The following is a 20,216-nucleotide window of genomic DNA, read 5'->3' on the forward strand; positions in this document are numbered from 1 at the left end:
TCCGCTTTCAACCCGTCGGGCCCCCTGCGTCAACACGCGAGCCCCGCGATTCGGCTCTGCGACCGCGTTCGGGCCTCAGCGGCCCCGAGCCACCCGCTCGATCTCGGCGCGCACCAGACGCTCGACCATGCCGGGCAAGTTCTCGTCGAGCCAGCCCTTCAGCATGGGCCGGAGCATATCCTGCACGAGGTCCTCCAGGGTGCGGGCCTGGCTGCTCATCACCGTGTTCGAGAGCATGTGGAAGGCCTGGGCGACGCTCGCATCCGTGACGGCCGAGGTCAGGCGCTCGGTGGGTGTCGGCTCCGGCTCGCGCATCGCGGACTGGGGAGCCGGACGCGGCGGCTCGATGGGGGCAGCGGCACGGAGAGGCGGCAGCGGCTCCAGCTCCGGCTCGTCATCGTCGAAGGAGATCGCATCGAAGTCGATCTGCCCGTCCTCGATCGGCTCCTTGCGGAACGCGATCTCGGGCTCGTCGAGGGAGATGGGCTTGCGGACGGGCTGGGCGACCTCGGCGAGGTCCAGGACATCGTCGTTCTCGGGCTGCAGGGCGGATGCCCGCGGCGGGACCACCTCGGCCTTGGCGATCTGATCGTCGGCGATGATGCGCCGGATCGACGCCAGGATCTCCTCCATGGAGGGTTCCTGCGCCTTGTCCGACACCTTGGGGCTCGCTGCACTCATCCGGACGATGCTCGGGATCTGGGGGAAACGGTTGCGACGTGCGGCGAGTATTTCATGCTCCCGCCCCGACACAAGCGCCGGCCGCTGCACGGCACGGGATAAGCGCGCGCCGCCGTGAGACTCTGAGGTACGGCTGCGCCGGCCGGGGCGGCACAGCGCGAATTGCGGCGACCGCGTGGTCGCCGAACCTCAGCGTCCGTCGGGTGTGCGCACGCCGTACCAGAGGTCCTTGACCTGATCGAAGTGTTCCTTCGGGCTGTAGACCGCCACCGGCAGCGCCGTGAAGCGCACCGTCAGGCGGCCGATCGCCTGGACGACCCCGTAGGAGAAGATCACCCGGTTGCGCTGGGCGACGATCAGGTTCGTGCGGGCGTTCAGCAACTCCTGCTGCGCGTTCAGCACGTCGAGGGTGGTGCGCTGGCCCACGCGGGCCTCCTCGCGCACGCCGTTCAGAGCCACCTCGTTGGCCTGCACCTGCGCCTGCGAGGCGATGACCTGGGCCTTGGAGGCCTCGAGCTGGCCCCAGGCCGTCACGATGGCCGAGCGGACCTGATCGCGGGTGTCCTCGGCATCGAGCCGGCGCTGGCCGACCGTCTCCTTGGCCTGGCGGATCTGCGAGTAGGTCTGGCCGCCCTCGTAGAGGGGGATCGACAGGCGCCCGACGATCGAGGCGCTGACCGCGTTGTCGCCCGGGAACTGGCTGTCGTAGCGCTGCTGGACCGAGCCCTGCAGGCCGGCGGTCGGGTACAGCGCGCCTTCCAGGACCTTCACCTGGGCCTCGGCCACATCGACGAGGTGGAGGGACGACAGAATCTGCGGGTGCTCCTTGAGGCCGATATTGATCGCGGCATCGAGGCTGGCGGGAACGTAGCGGTCGAGGGGGCGGCCGGGGGCAAGCTGGCGCGGCTCCACGCCGATGTAGCGGCGGTAGGTGCCGATGCTGGCGCGCAGGGTCGCCTCGGCGCCGCTGACGTCGGAGCGCGCGCCGGCGAGACGGGCCTCGGCCTGGGCGACGTCGGTGCGGGTCACCTCACCGACGTTGAAGCGGTCGCGAGTTTGGCGAAGCTGCTCCTCGAGCACCTCGACGTTGTTCCGGCGCAGCTCCAGGTTCGCCGTGTCGCTGAGGACCGACATGTAGGACTGGGCGGCGTTGAACAGCGTGTTCATCTCGGTGGCACGCAGCGCCTCCCGGACGCGGAGCACGTCCGATTCCGCCTGACGGGTCTGGTTGTCGGTGCGAAAGCCGTTGAACAGGGTCTGATTGACGGTGAGGCCCGCACCCCCTGGCCTCGTGACCTGGTTGAGACGAACCCTCGAGACTTGGCCGTCCGTCTGTGCGAGGCCGATATCGGCATCGAGGCTGACGGTGGGCCGATAACCGGATTTGGCTTGCGCGACGTTCTCGTCGGTGGCGCGCACGCCGGCGCGGCCGGAATTCAAAGTCGGATTGGCGGCGTACGCCCGCGAGAGTGCGCTCTCCAGCGTCTCGGCACCGGCCGGGCTCGCCAGGGCGACCGCCAATACGGCGAGGCCGGCCGGCCGAAGCCTCGTGCGCATCGCAGGTTTCGAATCTCTCACGCTCATCAGCCCTTGCGGTTTCTCGATGAACCGGACGGCCTCGCAGAAGGCCGCCGCGCCTGGGCGCGATACCGGGTTGCCCGCCTCGATGCGGAGACTACCCGACCTTGACCGGCAGAGCACCGGCCGCTTGCTGTGCATTGCGTGAATCCGTCAGGGGTGCCGCAAAAAAGCGACACTCCTTTCGGGTTACCTCCGAGGCATGCGGTGCGCGAAACCGGTCTCCGTTCCACGGTATCGATGGCGACGAAGCGGTCCTTTTGGCAGCTCTGCGGAGGTCAGAACGCGAAATCGACCGCGTCCGCGAAGGCGCCCAGGGCCGGGAGCGCGGCATCGAAGAGGGGGCGCGCGCCGAAGGCGTCGCCGGCCCGCACGAACAGGGTCGCTTTCGCGGCCCGGTCCCGGCCCATCACGCAGACGAGGCGACCGCCGTTCTTCAACTGGTCCAGAAGGGGCTGCGGACGCGTCTCCACGCGGCCGTTCACCAGGATCGCATCGTACGGTGCACTCTGCGGGACGCCGGCCTCGAGCGGTCCTTCGACGACCGTGACGCGGTCGAGGCCGGTCAGGCGTTCGCGGGCGCCCGTCGCGAGATCGGCATCGGACTCGAGGGCCACGACGTCGGCACCGAGCTGCGCGAGGATCGCGGCGCCGTAGCCGTAGCCCGTGGCGGCATCGAGGGCGGTGTCGCCCGGCTGGATCGCCAGGGCCTGGATCATGCGGGCGAGCAGCATCGGTGCCGGCATCGCGCGGCCCGTCCGGCCGAGCCGCAGGGTCTGGTCGATATAGGCGAAGTCCTCGCGGCCCGGCGGCACGAAACGCTCGCGGGCGACCTCTCCGAAGGCGTCGAGGACCGGGACGTCGTTCACGTCGAAGGTCCGCAACTGACAATCGACCATGAGGCGTCGTGCCTGCGCGTAATCGAGCATGGATGCCGTCTTCCCTCGACCCTGGGCCGGCGCCGGGCGCCGCTCTGTCCTTCCGGGCGGCCGGGCGGCCACGCCGAAGCTTGCGGGTTGTCGTGGATCGATGGCGAAAACGCAAGGTTCCCGGAGGTGCCCCGCTGACACGCAGGAGCGGATCTTCCGGGCCTCGGCCGCGGCGATCGTTTCTGTCCACCCGGGCCGCCGAACACTTGGCGCCGGTACCGGCGGGATCTCGTTCGTCGAATGGGACGCCGGCCGCGCCGGCAATAGAAAAGTTGGAGGCCTCGGAGGGAATCGAACCCCCGTACAAGGATTTGCAGTCCTCTGCGTAACCACTCCGCCACGAGGCCTCTGTCGCACCGCCCCGAGGGGCTCGTCCGGCGACCCCCGTCCGGGCGGCCGGCTCGGGGAGAGCGGTCTCTAGCAGAGCCCCCCGCGTGAGGGCAACGGCCTTTGAACGATCTCTGCAAATTAGGCTGCACGGACGGATGCGTCCCCCCTTCGCGCGCCTCGGTGGGGCCATCTTCGGTCCTGCGCCTCGATCCCCCGCCTCCGGTTCCACGCGGCTCCAGTCCGGGTCGCGAGGATTTCCGGCAACGCCCCGGGCGCCGGTCAAAAAATGTGACGGAATCGTCAAATCACCGGTCCAGACACTCTTGCGTCCCGGCGAAGCGCTGTGTAGACCCCCGATCGCGGTCCCCGATAGCTCAGTTGGTAGAGCAAGCGACTGTTAATCGCTTTGTCGCAGGTTCGAGTCCTGCTCGGGGAGCCAATCTTTCTTCAAGACTTGGCTGTACTCTTGATGAGTCAGCTAGAGCGGTTGAGCCGATCCTGGGATCTGCCCCGCATCCTCGCAGCCGCTGGTTCGACGCCTTCGTCGAGTACGCCACACGGCGATGTTCTCGGTAAAGCCTGCTCTCTTCCGGCGTCGTGCCTCTCGCACTTGTCCGCGAACGACGAACCCCACCGGCCTCGGAGGCCGACGGGGTTCGTCTCGGGGGGGGCGGCGTCGATCAGGTCAGTGGGCCGGGGATCGCGCTCTCGGCCTCCGCCAGCAGGCGCGTCTCGTGCTTGCGCACGAACAGCCAGAGGGCAAGGCCGCCGAAGATCACCACGGCCAGCAGGGCGAGGCCCACGGGCCCGGCGACATGCTCGATCGAGCGGCCGCAGTAATACGAGCCGAGGCCCATGATCGTTGCCCAGGCGATGCCGCCGAGGCCGTTGAAGATCAGGAAGCGGCGGGCATCGAGCTTGTTCACGCCCGCGAGGACGGCTGCATAGGCGCGCAGCATCGCGGTGAAGCGGCCGAAGAAGACGATCTTCCCGCCATGCTCGCGAAAGAGATACTGCCCGAGCTTGAGGCGGCCGTGATCCAGGGCGATCAGGTGGCCATAGCGCAGCAGGAGCGGCATGCCCCAGCGGCGGCCGACCCAGTAGCCGAGATTGTCGCCCAGGATCGCGGCCGCCGCGGCCGCCAGGATGATCAGGCCGATGTTCAACTGGCCGGTGCTGCCGGCATAGACCGCCGACGAAATCAGGATCGTCTCGCCCGGCAGCGGTACGCCCGCGCTCTCCAGGGCGATGACGACGAAGATCGCGATATAACCGTAGCTGGCGATCAGGTCGGCGATGGGCAGGTTCGTGAGGAAGGACATGGGCATTCCCGTTCGGCAATCCCGCGACACAGAGCGGGCGAACATGGCGGGAACGGGGCTCGGCTGTGGCTGAGCCGTGCCTGAAGATTGGGTCACCGCTATCCTGCGGTGCCCGCAACGCCCTGCCCCCGGACCATTGCCGGAGGCGGAGCGCTACTCTGTTGGGGGATCAGCTGAAGGAGCCGAAGCCCGCGAAACAGTCGCTTTCGAAGCTCGGGGCGGTCGGCGTATCGGGCGCAGGCACCGGAGCGTCGTCGCCCGGATGCTCTGGACTTGGCAATGGGGACGGATAGATCTCGTGAGAGACGGTTGCGAGCGGCGAGGCAGAGCGATCGTGCTGCACGTCTAGGGTCATCCAGGCTCCTCAAGTGGCGTGCCAGTCCAACGGCACAGCTTGGGGTACCGGAAGCGGACCGGCCCGTTAACCCTCCCGGGGGTTCGGCGAGAACAGGTCTGGCATGCGGCGACCGGGAGCCATGTCGCCCCACGGTCATCGCTCCGTCGTTGGGATGTCGCCTGGGCGCGGAGGTCTCGGAGCCTCCGTCTCTAGCTCGTCAGGCGATCTTGCGTGGACGATGGTCCGGGTCGACGCCGCCCTCGGGGTCGGCGTCACGGGGGACGTCGGTCTTCCGGCGCTTGTGGCTATATCTGCTCCGTCGGGGTGGAATGCGCGCGGACGCGGAGAACCGCCCACGACCCGTTGCGACAACCGGAGCCGACCCGGCGCTGTGGCCGGCTGACGGGGTGTGCAGGTTCGTCGCGCCCGGAGCCGTCCCCTTCGCGGCTCCGCACGAAAAAGGCCGGGGGATCGCGCCCCCGGCCCCGATCGGCGACGACGCTCGGCGGAGCCTACGGCTGCTCGTTGCCGGCGTAGTTGATCGAGCCGTCGGCGCCCTTCTTCCACATGTACATCACGTAGTCCGGGCGGGTGATGTCGCCCTTCTTGTCGTAGGCGATGTCGCCGATCACCGTGTTGAAGGGCTTGCCCTCGTGCATGTAGGCGGCGACCTTCTGGCCGTCGGTGGACTTCGTCGCCTTCATCGCGTCGGCGAGGATCTGCATGGCGGCGTAGGAGTAGAGGGTGTAGCCCTCGGGGTCGAAGTTCATCGCCTTGAAGGCGTCGACGGTGGCCTTCGACTTCGGGTTCTTGCGGGCATCCGGCGAGAAGGTCATCAGGGTGCCGTCGGAGCCCGGGCCTGCCACCTGGGCGAATTCGCGGTCGGCGATGCCGTCGCCGCCCATCAGCGGCGCCTGCAGGCTCTGGTCGCGCATCTGGCGGATCAGCAAGCCGGCCTCGGTGTAGAGACCGCCGAAATAGACCACGTCGACATTGGCCTGCTTCAGCTTCGAGACCAGGGCCGAAAAGTCCTTCTCGCCCGGGTTGATGCCCTCGTACAGCACGTTGGTGCCGCCCTTGGCCTTCAGGGCCTTCAGGGTCTCGTCGGCCAAGCCCTTGCCGTAGGGGGTCTTGTCGTGGACGAAGGCGATCTTCTTGCCCTTGAACTTCTCGGCGAGATACGCCCCCGCCACCGCGCCCTGCTGGTCATCGCGGCCGCAGGTGCGGAAGGTGTTCCAGTTGCCGCGCTCGGTATACTTGATCGCCGTGGAGGCCGGGCTGACCTCGACGATGCCGGCTTCCTGCAGCACGTCCGAGACCGGGATCGAGACGCCCGAGTTGAAGGCGCCGACCACGGCCTTCACGCCCTCGGAGGCGAACTTGTTGGCCACCGAGACGCCCTGCTTCGGATCGGAGGCGTCGTCGCCGACCGTCATCACCAGCTTCTCGCCGTTGACGCCGCCGGCCTTGTTGATGTCGGCGATGGCCTGCTGGGCCCCGGTCTTGATCTGCGCACCGAAGGCGGCGTTGGGACCAGTGACGGGGACCACCACGCCGATCTTGATCTCGGCCTGAGCGGCGGTGGCCGCCAGCATCAGGCTGAGGGCGACGCCGGCTGAAAACAGTGACTTCATGCTCGTTTCCCCTCTTGAGGCGCCGGACCGGGCGTTCGCTTCGCCGGCACGGTCGCCAACACGCGGTGTGGTCTCGCGACGCGCCGTCACGGCGTCGGCGCGCTCGTCCGGTCCCGCCAGCTCAGCGGTCCGGTGCGTTCGTAGAGCCAGGCATATTGCCGGGTCATCTGTCCGGTGCGGGTGTAGCGGTAGGCCACGGCCCCGATGGCGAGGACGACCGCCGCGTCGACAAGGTAAGCCAGCAGCGACAGCAGCGGGTCCTCGAACAGCGCGTAGTGGAGGAACCGCGTCACCGCCGCGATCAGCAGCAGGGCCAGAACGCAGTGCCAGAACGGCCGCCAGCCGCGGGCGAGCCCGCTGCCGGTCATCCAGGCCGCACCCCCGCCCATCGCCACGGTGATGAGGAGGAAGATTCCGAGGGTGCGCAGATCGAGGCTGAAACCGTCGGCCATGCTCAGTGCGATCCCCCCTCGAGATAGGCGGCCTTCACCTGCGGGTCGTCGAGAAGGGCCTGGCCGGTGCCGCTCATCGTGACCGCCCCCGTGACCATGACGTAGCCGCGATGCGCCAGCTTGAGGGCATGATAGGCGTTCTGCTCCACGATGAACACGGTCAGGCCTTCGCGGGCGTTGAGGTCGCGCACGGCGGAGAAGATCTGCTTGACCACCAGGGGCGCCAAGCCCAGCGAGGGCTCGTCGAGCATGAGCAGGCGCGGCCGGCTCATCAGCGCTCGGGCGATGGCGAGCATCTGCTGCTCGCCGCCCGACATGGTGCCGCCGCGCTGGTCGATACGCTCGCGCAGGCGCGGGAACAGGGTGCACATCCGCTCGAGGTCCTCGGCGAAATGCTTCCCCCCGTTGACGGCCGCGCCCATCTGCAGATTCTCACGCACCGTCATCCGGGAGAAGATCCGCCGCCCCTCCGGCGACTGCGCCAGGTTCAGGCGGGCGATCTCGTGGGTCGGCAGCTTGGTAATGTCCTGCCCCGCGAAAGTGATGGTGCCCTCGCGCGCCTGGGGCTGGCCGAAGATCGTCATCATCAGGGTGGACTTGCCGGCCCCGTTGGCGCCGATCAGGGCGACGATCTCGCCCGCGTGCACGTCGATGTCGACGCCCTTCAAGGCGCGGATGCTGCCGTAATAGGCCGAGACGCCGCGCACGCTGAGCAGCGGCGCTTTCGCGGCGTCCATCCGGGCGCGGGTTTCGTCCACCAGCACGTTGATGCCCGCGACGCTCATGCCGTTAATCCCGTAGAGGTTCCGGCAAGTCCGACTTCCGCTTCCACCGCCGCCACCTCCTCGTCGTCGACGCCGAGATAGGCCGCGATCACCCGGGTGTCGTTGCGGATCTCGTCCGGCGTGCCGTCGGCGATCTTGACGCCGTAATCGAGCACCACGATGCGGTCGGAGATCTGCATCACCACCGACATGTCGTGCTCAATGAGCAGCACCGAGGTGCCGTACTCGTCGCGGATCATCCGCAGAAGGGTGTTGAGGTCGGCCGATTCCCGCGGGTTGAGGCCGGCGGCCGGCTCGTCGAGGCAGAGCAGCACCGGGTCCGTGCACATGGCGCGGGCGATCTCCAGGCGGCGCTGGTCGCCATAGGGCAGATCGCCCGCCGGCTCGTCGGCCCGGTGGGTCAGGCCGATGCGCGCGATCCAGCCGGCGGCCTTGGCGATCGCCTCACCTTGCGCCCGGCGATAGCCCGGCAGGCCGAGGATGCCCGCGAGGGAGAAGCCGGAGGCCCGCATCAGGGGCTTGTGCATGGCGACCAGCAGGTTCTCCAGCACGGTCATCTGCGGGAACAGGCGGATGTTCTGGAAGGTGCGCGCGACCCGCGCGAGGCGGTTGACGTCGTGGCCGGGCAGGCGCTCCAGCAGGTAGGTCTCGCCGCCCTCCTGGCGCAGCCGGATCATCCCCTCGGTCGGCTTGTAGAAGCCGGTGATGCAATTGAAGACCGTGGTCTTGCCGGCGCCGTTGGGGCCGATGAGCGCCGTGATGTCGCCGCGCCCGACTTTGAAGGAGAGGTCGCCCACGGCGGTGAGGCCGCCGAAGCGCATGGTCAGGTGGTCGACCACGAGGATCGGGTCGGCGGGGCCGCCGGGCATCGCGGCCGGGGGCTCGTCCTGCACCGTGGCGAGGCGGGTGATACCGGTGGCGAGCGTCATGCGCCGCGCGCTCCGAGGCGGACCGAGGGCGAGCGCTCGGAGATCAATCCGCGCGGGCGCCAGACCATCATGCAGACCATGGCGAGGCCGAACAGCAGCAGGCGGTACTCGTTCGGGTCGAAGCCCTCGCCGAACACGGCTTTGAGGAAGGACAGGTTGCGCAGCAGTTCCGGGGCGCCGACCATGACGATCGCCGCGATGGCGACGCCGACCTGGCTGCCCATGCCGCCGAGCACCACGATGGCCAGGATGATCGCGCTCTCGAGGAAGTTGAAGCTTTCGGGGCTGACGAAGCCCTGGCGCACGGCGAAGAACGAGCCGGCGAAGCCCGCGAACATCGCGCCGAGCGCGAAGGCTGTGAGCTTCGTCATCGTGGTGTCGATGCCCAGCGAGCGGCAGGCGATCTCGTCCTCGCGCAGGGCCTCCCAGGCACGCCCCAGGGGCAGGCGACGCATGCGCAGGGTGACGAGGTTGGTGATCAGCGCCAGCACCAGGATCAGGTAGTAGAGGAAGACGATCCGGTGCATCGGGCTGAAGCTCAGCCCGAAGGTCTGGGCGAAGCCGCCCTCCCCGGCCGTGAACGGGATGCCGAAGAAGCTGGCGCGGGGAATCGAGGACAGGCCGGCGGCCCCGCCGGAGAAGTCGACCCAGTTGATCAGGACGAGGCGGATGATCTCGCCGAAGGCGAGGGTCACGATGGCGAGGTAGTCGCCCCGCAGGCGCAGCACCGGGAAGCCGAGCAGCACCCCGAAGGCGGCGGCGAACAGGCCGGCCAGCGGCAGGCAGATCCAGAACGAGAGCCCGAACACGGTGGAGAGCAGCGCGTAGGAATAGGCCCCCACCGCGTAGAAGGCGACGTAGCCGAGGTCGAGCAGCCCGGCGAGGCCGACGACGATGTTCAAGCCCCATCCGAGCATGACGTAGGTCAGGATGAGGATGCCGAGGTCGATCCAGTAGCGCCCCTCCGACAGGCCGCCCGAGCCGAGGGTGGCAAGCAGCGGCAGGGTGAGCGCGACGGCCAGCGTCAGCGGACTGAGGACGCGGCCGGCCCGGGCGACGACCGGGGCCGCATCGACGGTCGCGAGGCGGTGGGCCTCCCGCCGGCGCGCGACCTCGCCCAGCAGCAGGCGCTGGCCGAGGCGCAGCACGAACACCGCGAGGCAGAGGCCCGCGACGACTCCCCAGCGACCGGTGAGTTCAAGGCCGGTGCCCTGCCCGAGATCGGTGCGGTAGGCCACCACCGGGATGCTCAACCCGAGCGTCACTAGGGCGAAGAGGGCGGAATCCTTGAGCATCTCCGGCAGGGCCGCGGCGGAGCGGCGGCCGACGGTGGGGGACACCGCACCGATGGTCGATCCGTGAGTCGTCGATCCTTGCGCCATGGCTCAGACCTTCTCGACTTCGGGGCGTCCGAGGATGCCGGATGGTTTGAAGATGAGCACCACGATGAGGATCAGGAACGCGGCCACGTCCTTGTACTCGATCGAGAAGTAGGCCGACCAGAAGGTCTCGATCAGGCCGATGATCAGGCCCCCGAGGACCGCGCCGGGCAGCGAGCCGATGCCGCCGAGCACCGCCGCGGTGAAGGCCTTCACGCCGGGCACGAACCCGTCCGAGAACGAGACCACGCCGTAATAGAGGAGGTAGAGGGTGCCGGCGACGGCGGCGAGCGCCGCGCCCAGCACGAAGGTCAGCGAGATCGTCCGGTCGACGTTGATGCCGAGCAAGGCCGCCATGCGCCGGTCCTGCTCGCAGGCGCGCTGGGCGCGGCCGAAGGAGGTGCGCTGCACGAGGTACCAGAAGCCGGCGAGCAGCAGCGCCGTCGTCGTCATGATGATCGCCTGCTTGTAGGACAGGGTCACGGTGTACTGCTCGTTCTGGTAGAGCACGATGACGTCCCGGACGAGGGGCGGCACCGGCTTGTTGCGGGCGCCCTGCACCACCTGGACGAAGTTCGACAGGAAGATCGACACGCCGATGGCCGAGATCAGTGGCGCGAGGCGGAAGGAGCCGCGCAGGGGCCGGTAGGCGACCCGCTCGATCGCCCAGCCCCAGAGAGCCGTGAGGATCATGGCGAGCACCAGCACGATCAGGAACACCAGGGCGACCGAGGTCAGCCCGAGCCAGGACGTGAGGATGAGGAAGAAGATCAGGGCAATGAAGGATGAGAGCATGAACACGTCGCCATGGGCGAAGTTCACCATCCCGATGATGCCGAAGACCATGGTGTAGCCCAGGGCGATCAACCCGTAGATCGACCCGAGCGTCAGGCCGTTGATGAACTGCTGGGCGAAAAATTCCATGAACCGGCCTTCGTTTCGACGGCGCAGCCATCGGCGAACGCTGTCTGCGATCGGCAGACGCTGTTTGCGAATGGCGTGCCAGCCTGGAATGTTCTGAACTGCCGCCTCCGGTCAATCCTCGCGGCGAGTCCCGGGGTGAGCTTTCCCGGACCCTGAAACGCGAACGGCCCGGCGCTGGGAGCGCCGGGCCGTCCCGGGAGGTGGGTCGTGCTCCGGTGCCCGAGGCACCGGTCGGACTTACTTGAGGAGGGAGACCAGGGCCTTGCCGGCGGGGGTCTTCAACTCCTTGGCGTCGAGGGTGCCGTCGTTGTCCGGATCGGCGGCCTTGAAGCGGGCCTCGACCAGGGCGAGGAACTCGGTCTTGTCGAGGGTGCCGTCCGAATCCGGGTCGGCGGCCTTGAGGGCCTTCTTGCTGACGCGGCCCTTGAGCTCCTTGGCGTCGACGGTGCCGTCCTTGTCGGATTCCAGCTTGTCGAAGAGGGCGCCGGCCACGGCCTGGGCCTCCTTGAGGTCGATGGTGCCGTCGTTGTCGGTGTCGACCATCGAGATCACCTTCGATGCGCCCGGACCCTTGGCGGAAGCCGGGATGGCCAGGGGAAGCGCGAGGGCGGCGGCACCCAGGACGACGGCGAGGCGGGACAGATGGGACATGCGAAGAGCTCCGTATCAGCAGTAACGATTGCCGATCTATCACGCTGAAATGGAGCGGCGAAAGCTTGCTGTTGCAATGCAGTATCGCGTCCGGGCCGGTGGTCCCCCTTCGGCCCGGCGCCATGACGCTTGGTCAGCCGGTCGGCCCGGCGGCCCCGGACAGGGCCTTCGTCTTGCGGATCACCCCCGCGAAGGTGACGTGCGCCTCGACATACCCGCCGTCCTTCCGGGCGCGGATCTCGAAATGCTTTGGCCTGCGCCGGGCCTCCCCCTCGACCTGAAAGCCCGCCTTTCGGAGTGCCGCGAAGGCGACCGTCGGATCGGCCTGACCCGCATCGCCGTCTTCGGAACGCGGCCGGGCGATGGCGTGCCGCGTCCCGTCCGGAGCCGTGATGGCGATGGCCTTGATCTCCGAGGGCTTCCGCTCGCCGGTCACCGCGATGGCGTCGCCCGGCGTCAGCGTCGCGCCCGCGAGGGCGAGCGCCCTGGTGCCCTCCGGGCCGAGATCTACGAGGACGCGGCCCTCGGGGGACTCGATCGCGAGGCGATGGCCGAACAGGGCCCAGATCGTTCCGTGCGTGCTGCATGTTGGGGGCATCAGGATAGGGTGCTCTGTGTCAAAGGAGGGAGGTCGGGATGCGGCGGCTCGGGGAGCCGCCGCATCGCTGTTCGGGGTGGGATCAGCGGGCGTCGGGCTTGGCCCCATCTGGCCTGGACCCGTCGGTCTTCGACCCGTCCGGCTGCGGCAGCGCGGCGAGGCGGTCGAGCATCTGCAGGGTCAGGTCGGCGCAGGCCTTCATGGGTTCCTCGTCGGCGCACTTCACGTCGACGGCGGTCTCGCCCCGCTCCAGGCGGAAATGGGCGGCTTTCGGCGGCGGCGGTGCATCGGGACCGCGCCGGGGGCCGCCGGGAGGAGCGCCGGCTTCCGGCCCGGGGCGCGGACCGCCGGGCGGCGGGGCCGGCTGGGCGACGGCCGCGCCGGCGATCAGGATCGCGGCGGCGCCGAGGAGGGCTGTGGTCTTCGTCATGATGGATGTCCTGCCGGGTGAGATCGAAGGGGGGAGACGGCGCAGGGGACGCTCAGAAGACCCGCTTCTCGCGGACCTGACCGTCGAAGCCGACATGTAGCTGGCGCTCGCGCCCATCGGTGCCGCGTGCGGCGACCTCGAGGTGACGCGGCCCCCGTCCGGTGACCCGGATGTCGGAGTAGGCGGCCGCCTCGACGCGGGCGGTCAGGGCCGGCACGTCGGGCTTCGCCCCGAGGCCCACCTTGTCCTTGGCCCAGTCCAGGGTTCCGGCGGGTGGGCCCCCGGCGGGGCCGACGCGCACCTGGCTGCCATCGGCGCGGGTGATCAGCAGAGCGTGGAGGAAGCCGTTCTCGAACCGGCCCTGCACGGTGATGGCCTCGCCGGGCTTCACCAGGGCGCCCCCCTCTCCTTGGCGGCCGGTCTCGACCAGCGCCTTGCCGGTGCCGTCCTGCATCACGAACTTGTTGCCGTAGATCTCGGCGACGTCGCCCTTGGCGGCGATGGAGCCCGAAGCCTTCAGGGCGGAGATCGCCGTGGGCGCCACCGGCGTCATCACCGAGGCTCCGGTCTGGGCGAGCGACAGGCCGACCGCGCCGAAGGCGAGGGGCGCCGCGATGGCGCCGACGACGAGAGCGCGGCGCGAGGGCTTCGGGGTCGGGGTGAGGCTGGCGGGCGCGGGGGTCTGGGCGGTCTCGGTCATGGTGGCCTGTCCTTCCGGGGTTCGGCGGTTGCCCTCTCGGGTTGACGCCGTTCTAGGTCAGGGCCTCCAACTCGATCTGAACCGCACGGTTCAGCCCCCGTTAAACGACGCGGCGTAGGCCGCTCGCCGGTCCACCTTCGCCCTTCCACCCACGGACACCACGCCATGAAACTCCTGCTGGTGGAGGACGATGCGCCGCTCGCCGCCGAGATCGCCAAGGCCCTGCGGGCCGAGAACTTCGCCCTCGACCACGCGGCGAACGGCGAGGACGCGCAGCATCTCGGAGAGACCGAGACCTACGACGCGGTGGTGCTCGATCTCGGCCTGCCCAGGCGCGACGGGCTCACCGTCCTCCAGGCCTGGCGGGCGGCTGGCCGAACCGTGCCGGTCCTCGTCCTCACGGCGCGGGACGGCTGGAGCGACAAGGTCGCGGGCTTCAAGGCGGGGGCCGACGACTTCCTGGTCAAGCCGTTCCGGGTCGAGGAACTGGTGATCCGCCTGCGTGCCCTGGTGCGCCGGGCGACCGCGCACGGGGCGTCCCGCGTCACCTGCGGTCCCCTCTCCTACGAATCCGGCCTCGGCACCTTCGAGCGCGACGGCCTGCCCCTGAAGCTCACCGGCCTCGAATGGCGTGTCCTGTCCTGCCTGATCCTGCACAAGGACGGGGTGATGCCGCGCAGCCAGCTCATCGAGCGGGTCTATGACGGCGATGCCGACGTCGATTCGAATTCGGTCGAGGTCATCATCACCCGCCTGCGCCGCAAGATCGCCCCCGCCCGGATCGAGGGGGTGCGTGGCCACGGTTATCGCCTGCTCCCGGGCGATCCCGCGTGACCCCGACGAAGCCTCCTGCCGGGCACGCCGGCGCGGTTAGGCACGAACCGCCGGCCAAGCCCGCGCCGTCCGACCGGCCCGGTCCGCCCCCGAAGCCCGTCGGGCTCTTCCATCTCGGCTCCCTGCAGCGGCGTCTGCTCCTGGCCGCCCTTGGCCTCGTCACCGTGGCCCTGCTGGTCGCCGGCCTCGCCATCGGGCTCGTCCTGCACCGCTTCGTCCGGACCCAGCTCGACAGCCGCCTCGACAGCCAGCTCGTCGCCCTGGCGTCGAGCCTGGAGCGCGGCCCCGGCGACCGCCTGCGCCTCGATCGTGCGCTGGACGGGCCGCCCTTCGACCGCCCGCGTTCCGGCTGGTACTGGCAGGTTCGCCAGGGGGGCAGGACCTTGCGGGCCGAGTCCCTCCAGGGGGAATCCCTGGAGGCGCGCAACCCGCGCCTGCCGGACCCGTCCGCCCTGGGCGGCTCGATCCCGGGCGGCCCCGGCTCGGCCCGGCCACCCCGTGACCAGGACCCGGACCGCCCCCAGCCGGGCGACGGGACCGGCCCCTGGGGCGAAGCCCTGATCCTGCGCATCCAGGTCCTGCCCGCCCAGGGGGACACGCCGCCGGCCCTCCTCATCGCCACGGCCCCGGCCAAGGCCCTGAACGGACCCTTGCGCGAGGCCGGTCTGACCCTCGCGGCCATCCTGGGGATCCTCGGTCTCTGCCTGGTGGCCGGCACCGTCCTGCAGGTCCGCCTCGGCCTGCGGCCCCTAGAGCAGCTGCGCCGAGACATCGCTGAGGTCCGGGCCGGACGCCGGCCCCGGATCCCCGGCTCGCAGCCCGCCGAGATCCGTCCCCTGGTGGGCGAGGTGAACGCCCTCCTCGACCAGAACGCCGCAAACCTCGAACGGGCCCGCACCCACGTGGCGAACCTCGCCCACGGTCTGAAGACGCCCCTCGCCACCCTGACCCTCGCCCTCTCGGACCGAACCCGCGACCCGGATGGTCGCCTCGCCGAGCTCGCCGGCGCCATGGACCGGCAGGTGCGCCACCACCTGCGGCGCGCCCGGGCCGCCGCGTTGGGCGGCGCGACCCGCACCCGGACCGAACTCGCCGGTCCCCTCGCCGACCTGCGGACCACCTTCGGGCGCCTCTACGCCGAGAAGCGCCTCGCCCTCGAGCTCGACCTGCCGGCCGGCCTCGCGGTGGCCTGCGATCCGCAGGACATCGACGAGATGCTCGGCAACCTCATCGACAATGCCTGCCAGTGGAGCCGCGGTCGCGTCCGGGTCTCGGCCGCCGCCACGGAGGCGGGAATTGCCGTGACCGTGGCGGATGACGGTCCCGGGTTGGACGCGGAGGCGGCCGCCCGCGCCGTGCGGCCCGGCGGACGCCTCGACGAGAGCGTGCCCGGCCACGGCTTCGGTCTCTCGATCACCCGGGAGCTCGCCGAGCTGTACGGCGGGGGCTTGCGCCTCACGCGCTCGGATCTCGGTGGTCTCAGTGCCCGGTTGCTTTTGCCGGCGTGACGGCCGCCGATGTCTCGCGAAGAACCGACGTCGACGGTGTGCAACGCCGCCTTCCCGGACAAACGAGCCGGCGCGCCACCAAGGAACGCACGGCCGTCGCCGAGACGTCGCGGGCATAAAGGAAAGTGAAAGGCTGGCACGGCATGGTCTCGCATCGGGCGGTTTCGTCGCGGGTGTCCGCAAGACCGGTTGATGTTCATCCTGTGCCGGCTCGGACCCGTCATCGACAGCGGGGCCTGCCGGTTTCGGGGTCCTGAGACGCGGATCGCGGCGTTTCCGTGGATTGTGCGTCGGTGAGAAAGGGTTGTCGTGCCGAGCTCCAGCGTCGAGGCGCAGCGTCTGGCCATCCTCAACGACCTGAGACTCTTGGAGTGTACGCCGGAGGCGCATCTCGATGCCGTCTGCCGGACAGCCTGCGCTCTGTTCGGCGTGCCCATCGCCCTCGTGAACCTTGCCGGCAGCGAGACCTATACGCTCAAGGCGCGATGCGGCGTCGCCGAGGGGGGCACCCTCTCCCGGGCCGGTGCCTTCTGCGACCGGACGATCCTGGGGGCGCCCGGCGCGGTGCTGGTCCTGCCCGACATCCTGGCCGATGCCGAGTTCGCAACGAGCCCCCTGGTCACCGGGGGGCCGCGGGCCCGGTTCTACGCGGGCGTACCCCTCGCCCTGTCGGACGGCCTGCCCCTCGGCACGCTCTGCCTCATCGACACGGTTCCGCGCGACGATTTCGACGCGACCCGCGTGGCGCAACTGCGCGACCTCGGCACCGTCGTCGAGGCCCACCTCCGACTCACCGTCGCGCAGCGCGCGAGTCAGATCGAGCGAGCGGAGCGCCAGCGGACAGAAGTGCTCCTTGCCGCCAAGGCCGCCGACCTCAAGCTCGTGGTCGAGGCCCAGCGGATGACCGAGTCCGTCGCCCATATCGGCTACTGGCGCATCCATGCGCGGGCCCGGACCGTCTCGTGGTCCGAGGGACTATGCGGTGTCTTCGGGCGGCCGATGCCCCCCGGCGGCGAGATTTCCCTCGACGACCACCTCGCCTACTACCATCCGGACGACCGGGCCGCGGTCTCGGCCCGCATCGCCAACGCCCTGGAGAGCGACGGGCCCGAGGGCGCCGCTTACCAGGGGCGGGCTCGCATCGTCCGGCCGGATGGCAGCCTCTGTCACGTGATCGTCCAGGGCGCGGTGGAGCGCGATGCCGGTGGCCGCCTCACGGCGCTCTACGGCCTCGTCCTCGACGTGACCGACCTCGCTGCCTCCGAGGCGCAGCTGCGGGAGAAGGACCTGCGCCTGCGCGCGACCCTGGAGACCATGGACCAGGGCCTGATCATGATGGATGCGCAGGGCTGCGTCCGGCTGCTCAACCCGCGGGCCCTGCAACTGCTGGACCTGCCGGAGGCGATCCTGCGCGAAGGGGCGCTCCTGACCGACATCCTCGCGCACCTGACGGAGCGCGGCGAGTTTTCGGCGATGCCGACCGCCCAGGACGGCCGGCCGCGCCTGCGCGATGCGACCGGCGCCTGGACGCCCCTGCGGATCGACTGGCCGCGTCCGGACGGGACCACCCTCGAGGTCCGGGGCGTGACCCTGCCCGACGGTGGCATCCTGCACACCTTCACCGACGTCACGGAGCATCGGGCGGCGGAGGCCCGCACCCGAGAGGGCGAGCGGCGGTATCGCATCCTCGCGGATTCCGTCTCCGACATGATCGTCCGGCGCAGCGTCGCGAACGTCCGCACCTACGTCTCTCCGGCCGCCCGCGATCTCCTCGGCTACAGCCCCGAGGAGATGCTGAGCCTGCCCCTGGAGGCCTCGCTCCACCCCGAGGATGCGCCCGCCACGCGCGCGTTCCTCGAGGCGTTCCGGGCCGGGCGCACCGAGACGGGCCGCATCACCCATCGCCTGCGCCACCGCGATGGCCGCTGGATCTGGGTGGAGGCGCAGACGCGGCTCGTGCGCGACGAGGCGGGGCGGCCCTTCGAAACCATCACCGCCGCGCGCGACGTCAGCGAGCGCGTCGCCGCCGAGCAGGCCCTGCGCCTGGGCGAGGCCCGGTACCGCGCGCTCGCCGATTCCCTGCCGCAGATCGTCTGGGTCGTCTCCCTCCACGACGGCACCGCCACCTACGTCAACCAGCGGTTCGAGGACTACTACGGACCCATCGGCATCAGCCGGGAGGCCCGCCTCGCCCGCAATCACCCGGAGGATGCCGCGCGGATGGAGGCGGTCTTCAGCGAGGCCCGCCGGCTGGGGGATGCCTACGAGATGGAAGGCCGCCTCCTCCGGCACGACGGCGTCTATCGCTGGCACAAGCTCGTCATGCTGCCCATCCGTGAGGACGGCGTGATGGTCGGCTTGCTCGGGACGGCCCTCGACATCGACGACATCGTGACGGCGCGCCAAGCCCTGGAGGAAACCTCGAATCTCCTGCGGCTCGCGCAGGAATCGGCCGGGGCCGGACTCTGGTCCTGGGACCTGAAGGGCGGCACCGTCCGGCACTCCGTCGACAGCGCGCGGATGTACGGCCTCCCGGTGCCGGCGGGCCACGCGGCCGACAGGCCGGTGGAGGTCGGCATCGGCGCGTGGGACCGCCACATCCATGCGGGCGACCTCGCGGTCCTGTACGGACAGGTCTACCGCTGCCTCGCCGAGGGCGGATCCTACAGCGGCGAGTTCCGGCTGGCCGCGCCGGAAGGCGATCCGCCGCGCTGGCTCCAGAGCTTCGCCCGGGTCGTGACCGACCCGGAGTCGAACGAGCCGGTGAAGATCGTGGGGCTCACGATGGATGTCACCGCGCGCAAGCTGGCGGAGGGCCGGATCGCCCATATGGCTCTGCATGACGGGCTGACCGGCCTGCCGAACCGGCTCCTGTTCAAGGAGGGCCTGAGCAACGCCCTCGCCCGCGCCGATCGCCGGGGCGGCCGCTTCGCGGTCCTGGCCTGCGATCTCGATCGCTTCAAGGCCGTCAACGACACCCTCGGTCATCCGGCCGGCGACGCGCTCCTGCGCGTGGTGGCCGACCGCCTGCGCAGCGTGGTCCGGGAGGGCGACACCGTCGCGCGCCTGGGCGGCGACGAATTCGCCATCATCCTGGCCGACCTTGACGATCCCCAGGAAGCGGGGCTCGCGGCGCGCCGCATCATCGAGGCGATGGAACAGCCCGTCGACCTCGACGGGCACCGGGTCGGGATCGGGGTCAGCGTCGGCATCGGCCTCGGCTCCCAGGACGGCGCCGACGCCGACACGCTGTTCCGCAACGCCGACATCGCCCTCTACCGGGCCAAGGCGGCCGGCCGGAACACCTATCGCTTCTACGAGGCGGCCATGGATGCGGCGACGACCCAGCGCAACCTCCTCGAGCTGGAGATGCGCGAGGCGGTGCGCACGGGCGGCTTCAGCCTGCACTACCAGCCGGTCCTGCACCTCGACAGCGGCGCCGTGAAGGGCTTCGAGGCCCTGCTTCGCTGGCAGCATCCGGTGCGGGGCATGATCGCGCCCGGAGCGTTCATTCCCCTTGCGGAGGAGACCGGGCTGATCCGTCAGCTCGGAAGCTGGGCCCTCCGGGAGGCCTGCACCGAGGCGGCCTCCTGGCCGGGGGACCGGCGCATCGCGGTCAACGTCTCGGCGGTCCAGTTCGGGCAAGCGAACCTGGAGCAGAGCGTGGTCGCCGCCCTGTCGGCCTCCGGTCTGCCGGCGCGGCGCCTGGAACTGGAGATCACCGAAAGCGTGCTGATGCAGGATGCCGAGGCGGTCCTCGCCTGCCTGCACCGCCTGCGGGCTCTCGGGGTCCGGATCGCCCTCGACGATTTCGGCACCGGCTACTCCTCCCTGAGCTACCTGCGCCGCTTTCCCTTCGACCGGATCAAGATCGACCGGTCCTTCATCCGCGAGATCGCCGATCCCGGCACCGCCGCGATCGTCCGGGCGGTGGTCGACCTCGGCACCCAGCTCGGCGCCAGCATCACCGCCGAGGGAATCGAGACGGAAGAGCAGATGGCGCGGGTGCGCCAGGAGGGCTGCACCGAGGCGCAGGGCTTCCTCCTCGGACGCCCCCTCCCGGCCGAGGAGGCACGTCGGTTCCTCGAAGGCCTGCGCGACGCGGCCTGAACGTCGTGTTTCTGTCACAAGGCTGTTGACAGGGGATCCGGGGATCCGTATACCCCGGTTCATCGGCGGGCGGCCAACGGGGTTGGCGGCTTGCTTTTGCATCTC

The 20,216-nt window shown here is 70.0% G+C and carries 17 protein-coding genes and 2 tRNA genes; 4 read left to right on the top strand and 15 right to left on the bottom strand.

Annotation, left to right across the window (positions count from 1 at the left end; all coding sequences use genetic code 11):
* Positions 1-75: 75 nt before the first annotated feature.
* The 4 genes from ASF18_RS02890 to ASF18_RS02905 form a co-directional block, all read right to left on the bottom strand.
* Entirely contained in the window at positions 76-681 is a 606-nt protein-coding gene (locus ASF18_RS02890; protein WP_082486980.1) for a DUF2497 domain-containing protein, read from the bottom strand.
* Between the two features lie 189 nt (positions 682-870).
* On the bottom strand, positions 871-2,238 hold the full coding sequence (locus tag ASF18_RS02895) for a TolC family outer membrane protein (RefSeq protein ID WP_244472546.1): 1,368 nt from the start codon (positions 2,236-2,238) through the stop codon (positions 871-873).
* Positions 2,239-2,537: 299 nt separating this feature from the next.
* Positions 2,538-3,188 carry a protein-L-isoaspartate O-methyltransferase gene (locus ASF18_RS02900; RefSeq protein WP_056349255.1) on the bottom strand — a complete coding sequence of 217 codons (651 nt, stop codon included), beginning with the start codon at positions 3,186-3,188 and terminating at the stop codon, positions 2,538-2,540.
* A 273-nt stretch (positions 3,189-3,461) separates the two neighbouring features.
* A tRNA-Cys gene (locus ASF18_RS02905) sits at positions 3,462-3,535 on the bottom strand.
* Positions 3,536-3,881: 346 nt separating this feature from the next.
* Here ASF18_RS02905 and ASF18_RS02910 point away from each other — a divergent pair.
* Positions 3,882-3,957: transfer RNA gene (locus ASF18_RS02910), tRNA-Asn, on the top strand.
* A 241-nt stretch (positions 3,958-4,198) separates the two neighbouring features.
* On the opposite strand, the gene ASF18_RS02915 is transcribed toward ASF18_RS02910, so the two are convergent.
* The 11 genes from ASF18_RS02915 to ASF18_RS02965 all read right to left on the bottom strand — a co-directional run bounded on the left by ASF18_RS02915 (position 4,199) and on the right by ASF18_RS02965 (position 13,659).
* On the bottom strand, positions 4,199-4,840 hold the full coding sequence (locus tag ASF18_RS02915) for a DedA family protein (RefSeq protein WP_056271873.1): 642 nt from the start codon (positions 4,838-4,840) through the stop codon (positions 4,199-4,201).
* Between the two features lie 849 nt (positions 4,841-5,689).
* Entirely contained in the window at positions 5,690-6,811 is a 1,122-nt protein-coding gene (locus ASF18_RS02920; protein WP_056212923.1) for a branched-chain amino acid ABC transporter substrate-binding protein, read from the bottom strand.
* An 86-nt stretch (positions 6,812-6,897) separates the two neighbouring features.
* The gene (locus ASF18_RS02925; protein WP_056349259.1) at positions 6,898-7,263 is read right to left on the bottom strand and encodes a DUF6867 family protein; all 366 of its coding nucleotides are present in this window, start codon (positions 7,261-7,263) and stop codon (positions 6,898-6,900) included.
* Between the two features lie 2 nt (positions 7,264-7,265).
* A complete protein-coding gene (locus ASF18_RS02930; protein WP_056271855.1) occupies positions 7,266-8,048 on the bottom strand; it encodes an ABC transporter ATP-binding protein in 783 nt (260 codons plus the stop codon).
* Positions 8,045-8,917, bottom strand: a complete 873-nt coding sequence (locus ASF18_RS02935) for an ABC transporter ATP-binding protein (RefSeq protein ID WP_056349356.1) — start codon at positions 8,915-8,917, stop codon at positions 8,045-8,047. The genes ASF18_RS02930 and ASF18_RS02935 overlap by 4 nt, the downstream gene beginning before the upstream one ends.
* Before the next feature lie 56 nt (positions 8,918-8,973).
* Complete coding sequence (gene livM / locus ASF18_RS02940) at positions 8,974-10,272, bottom strand: high-affinity branched-chain amino acid ABC transporter permease LivM (RefSeq protein WP_056349360.1); 1,299 nt, start codon at positions 10,270-10,272, stop codon at positions 8,974-8,976.
* A 90-nt stretch (positions 10,273-10,362) separates the two neighbouring features.
* Positions 10,363-11,280 (bottom strand): branched-chain amino acid ABC transporter permease, encoded by a 918-nt coding sequence (locus tag ASF18_RS02945; protein ID WP_055959172.1) that lies wholly within the window; start codon positions 11,278-11,280, stop codon positions 10,363-10,365.
* 237 nt (positions 11,281-11,517) lie between these two features.
* Complete coding sequence (locus tag ASF18_RS02950; protein WP_056349262.1) at positions 11,518-11,931, bottom strand: EF-hand domain-containing protein; 414 nt, start codon at positions 11,929-11,931, stop codon at positions 11,518-11,520.
* Between the two features lie 133 nt (positions 11,932-12,064).
* Entirely contained in the window at positions 12,065-12,529 is a 465-nt protein-coding gene (locus ASF18_RS02955) for a hypothetical protein (protein WP_056349266.1), read from the bottom strand.
* Positions 12,530-12,611: 82 nt separating this feature from the next.
* Positions 12,612-12,959, bottom strand: a complete 348-nt coding sequence (locus ASF18_RS02960) for a hypothetical protein (protein WP_056349268.1) — start codon at positions 12,957-12,959, stop codon at positions 12,612-12,614.
* 52 nt (positions 12,960-13,011) lie between these two features.
* A complete protein-coding gene (locus ASF18_RS02965; RefSeq protein ID WP_056349272.1) occupies positions 13,012-13,659 on the bottom strand; it encodes a hypothetical protein in 648 nt (215 codons plus the stop codon).
* A gap of 165 nt (positions 13,660-13,824) precedes the next feature.
* Between ASF18_RS02965 and ASF18_RS02970 the strand changes: the two genes are divergently transcribed.
* The 3 genes from ASF18_RS02970 (at position 13,825) to ASF18_RS02980 (ending at position 20,111) form a co-directional block, all read left to right on the top strand.
* Complete coding sequence (locus tag ASF18_RS02970) at positions 13,825-14,493, top strand: response regulator transcription factor (protein ID WP_056212909.1); 669 nt, start codon at positions 13,825-13,827, stop codon at positions 14,491-14,493.
* Complete coding sequence (locus ASF18_RS02975) at positions 14,490-16,001, top strand: HAMP domain-containing sensor histidine kinase (protein ID WP_348271386.1); 1,512 nt, start codon at positions 14,490-14,492, stop codon at positions 15,999-16,001. The genes ASF18_RS02970 and ASF18_RS02975 overlap by 4 nt, the downstream gene beginning before the upstream one ends.
* Before the next feature lie 309 nt (positions 16,002-16,310).
* Entirely contained in the window at positions 16,311-20,111 is a 3,801-nt protein-coding gene (locus tag ASF18_RS02980) for an EAL domain-containing protein (RefSeq protein ID WP_056349275.1), read from the top strand.
* The last annotated feature ends 105 nt before the right edge of the window (positions 20,112-20,216 follow it).

It is taken from the genome of Methylobacterium sp. Leaf89, assembly GCF_001422215.1.
In the GTDB taxonomy this organism is placed as follows: domain Bacteria; phylum Pseudomonadota; class Alphaproteobacteria; order Rhizobiales; family Beijerinckiaceae; genus Methylobacterium.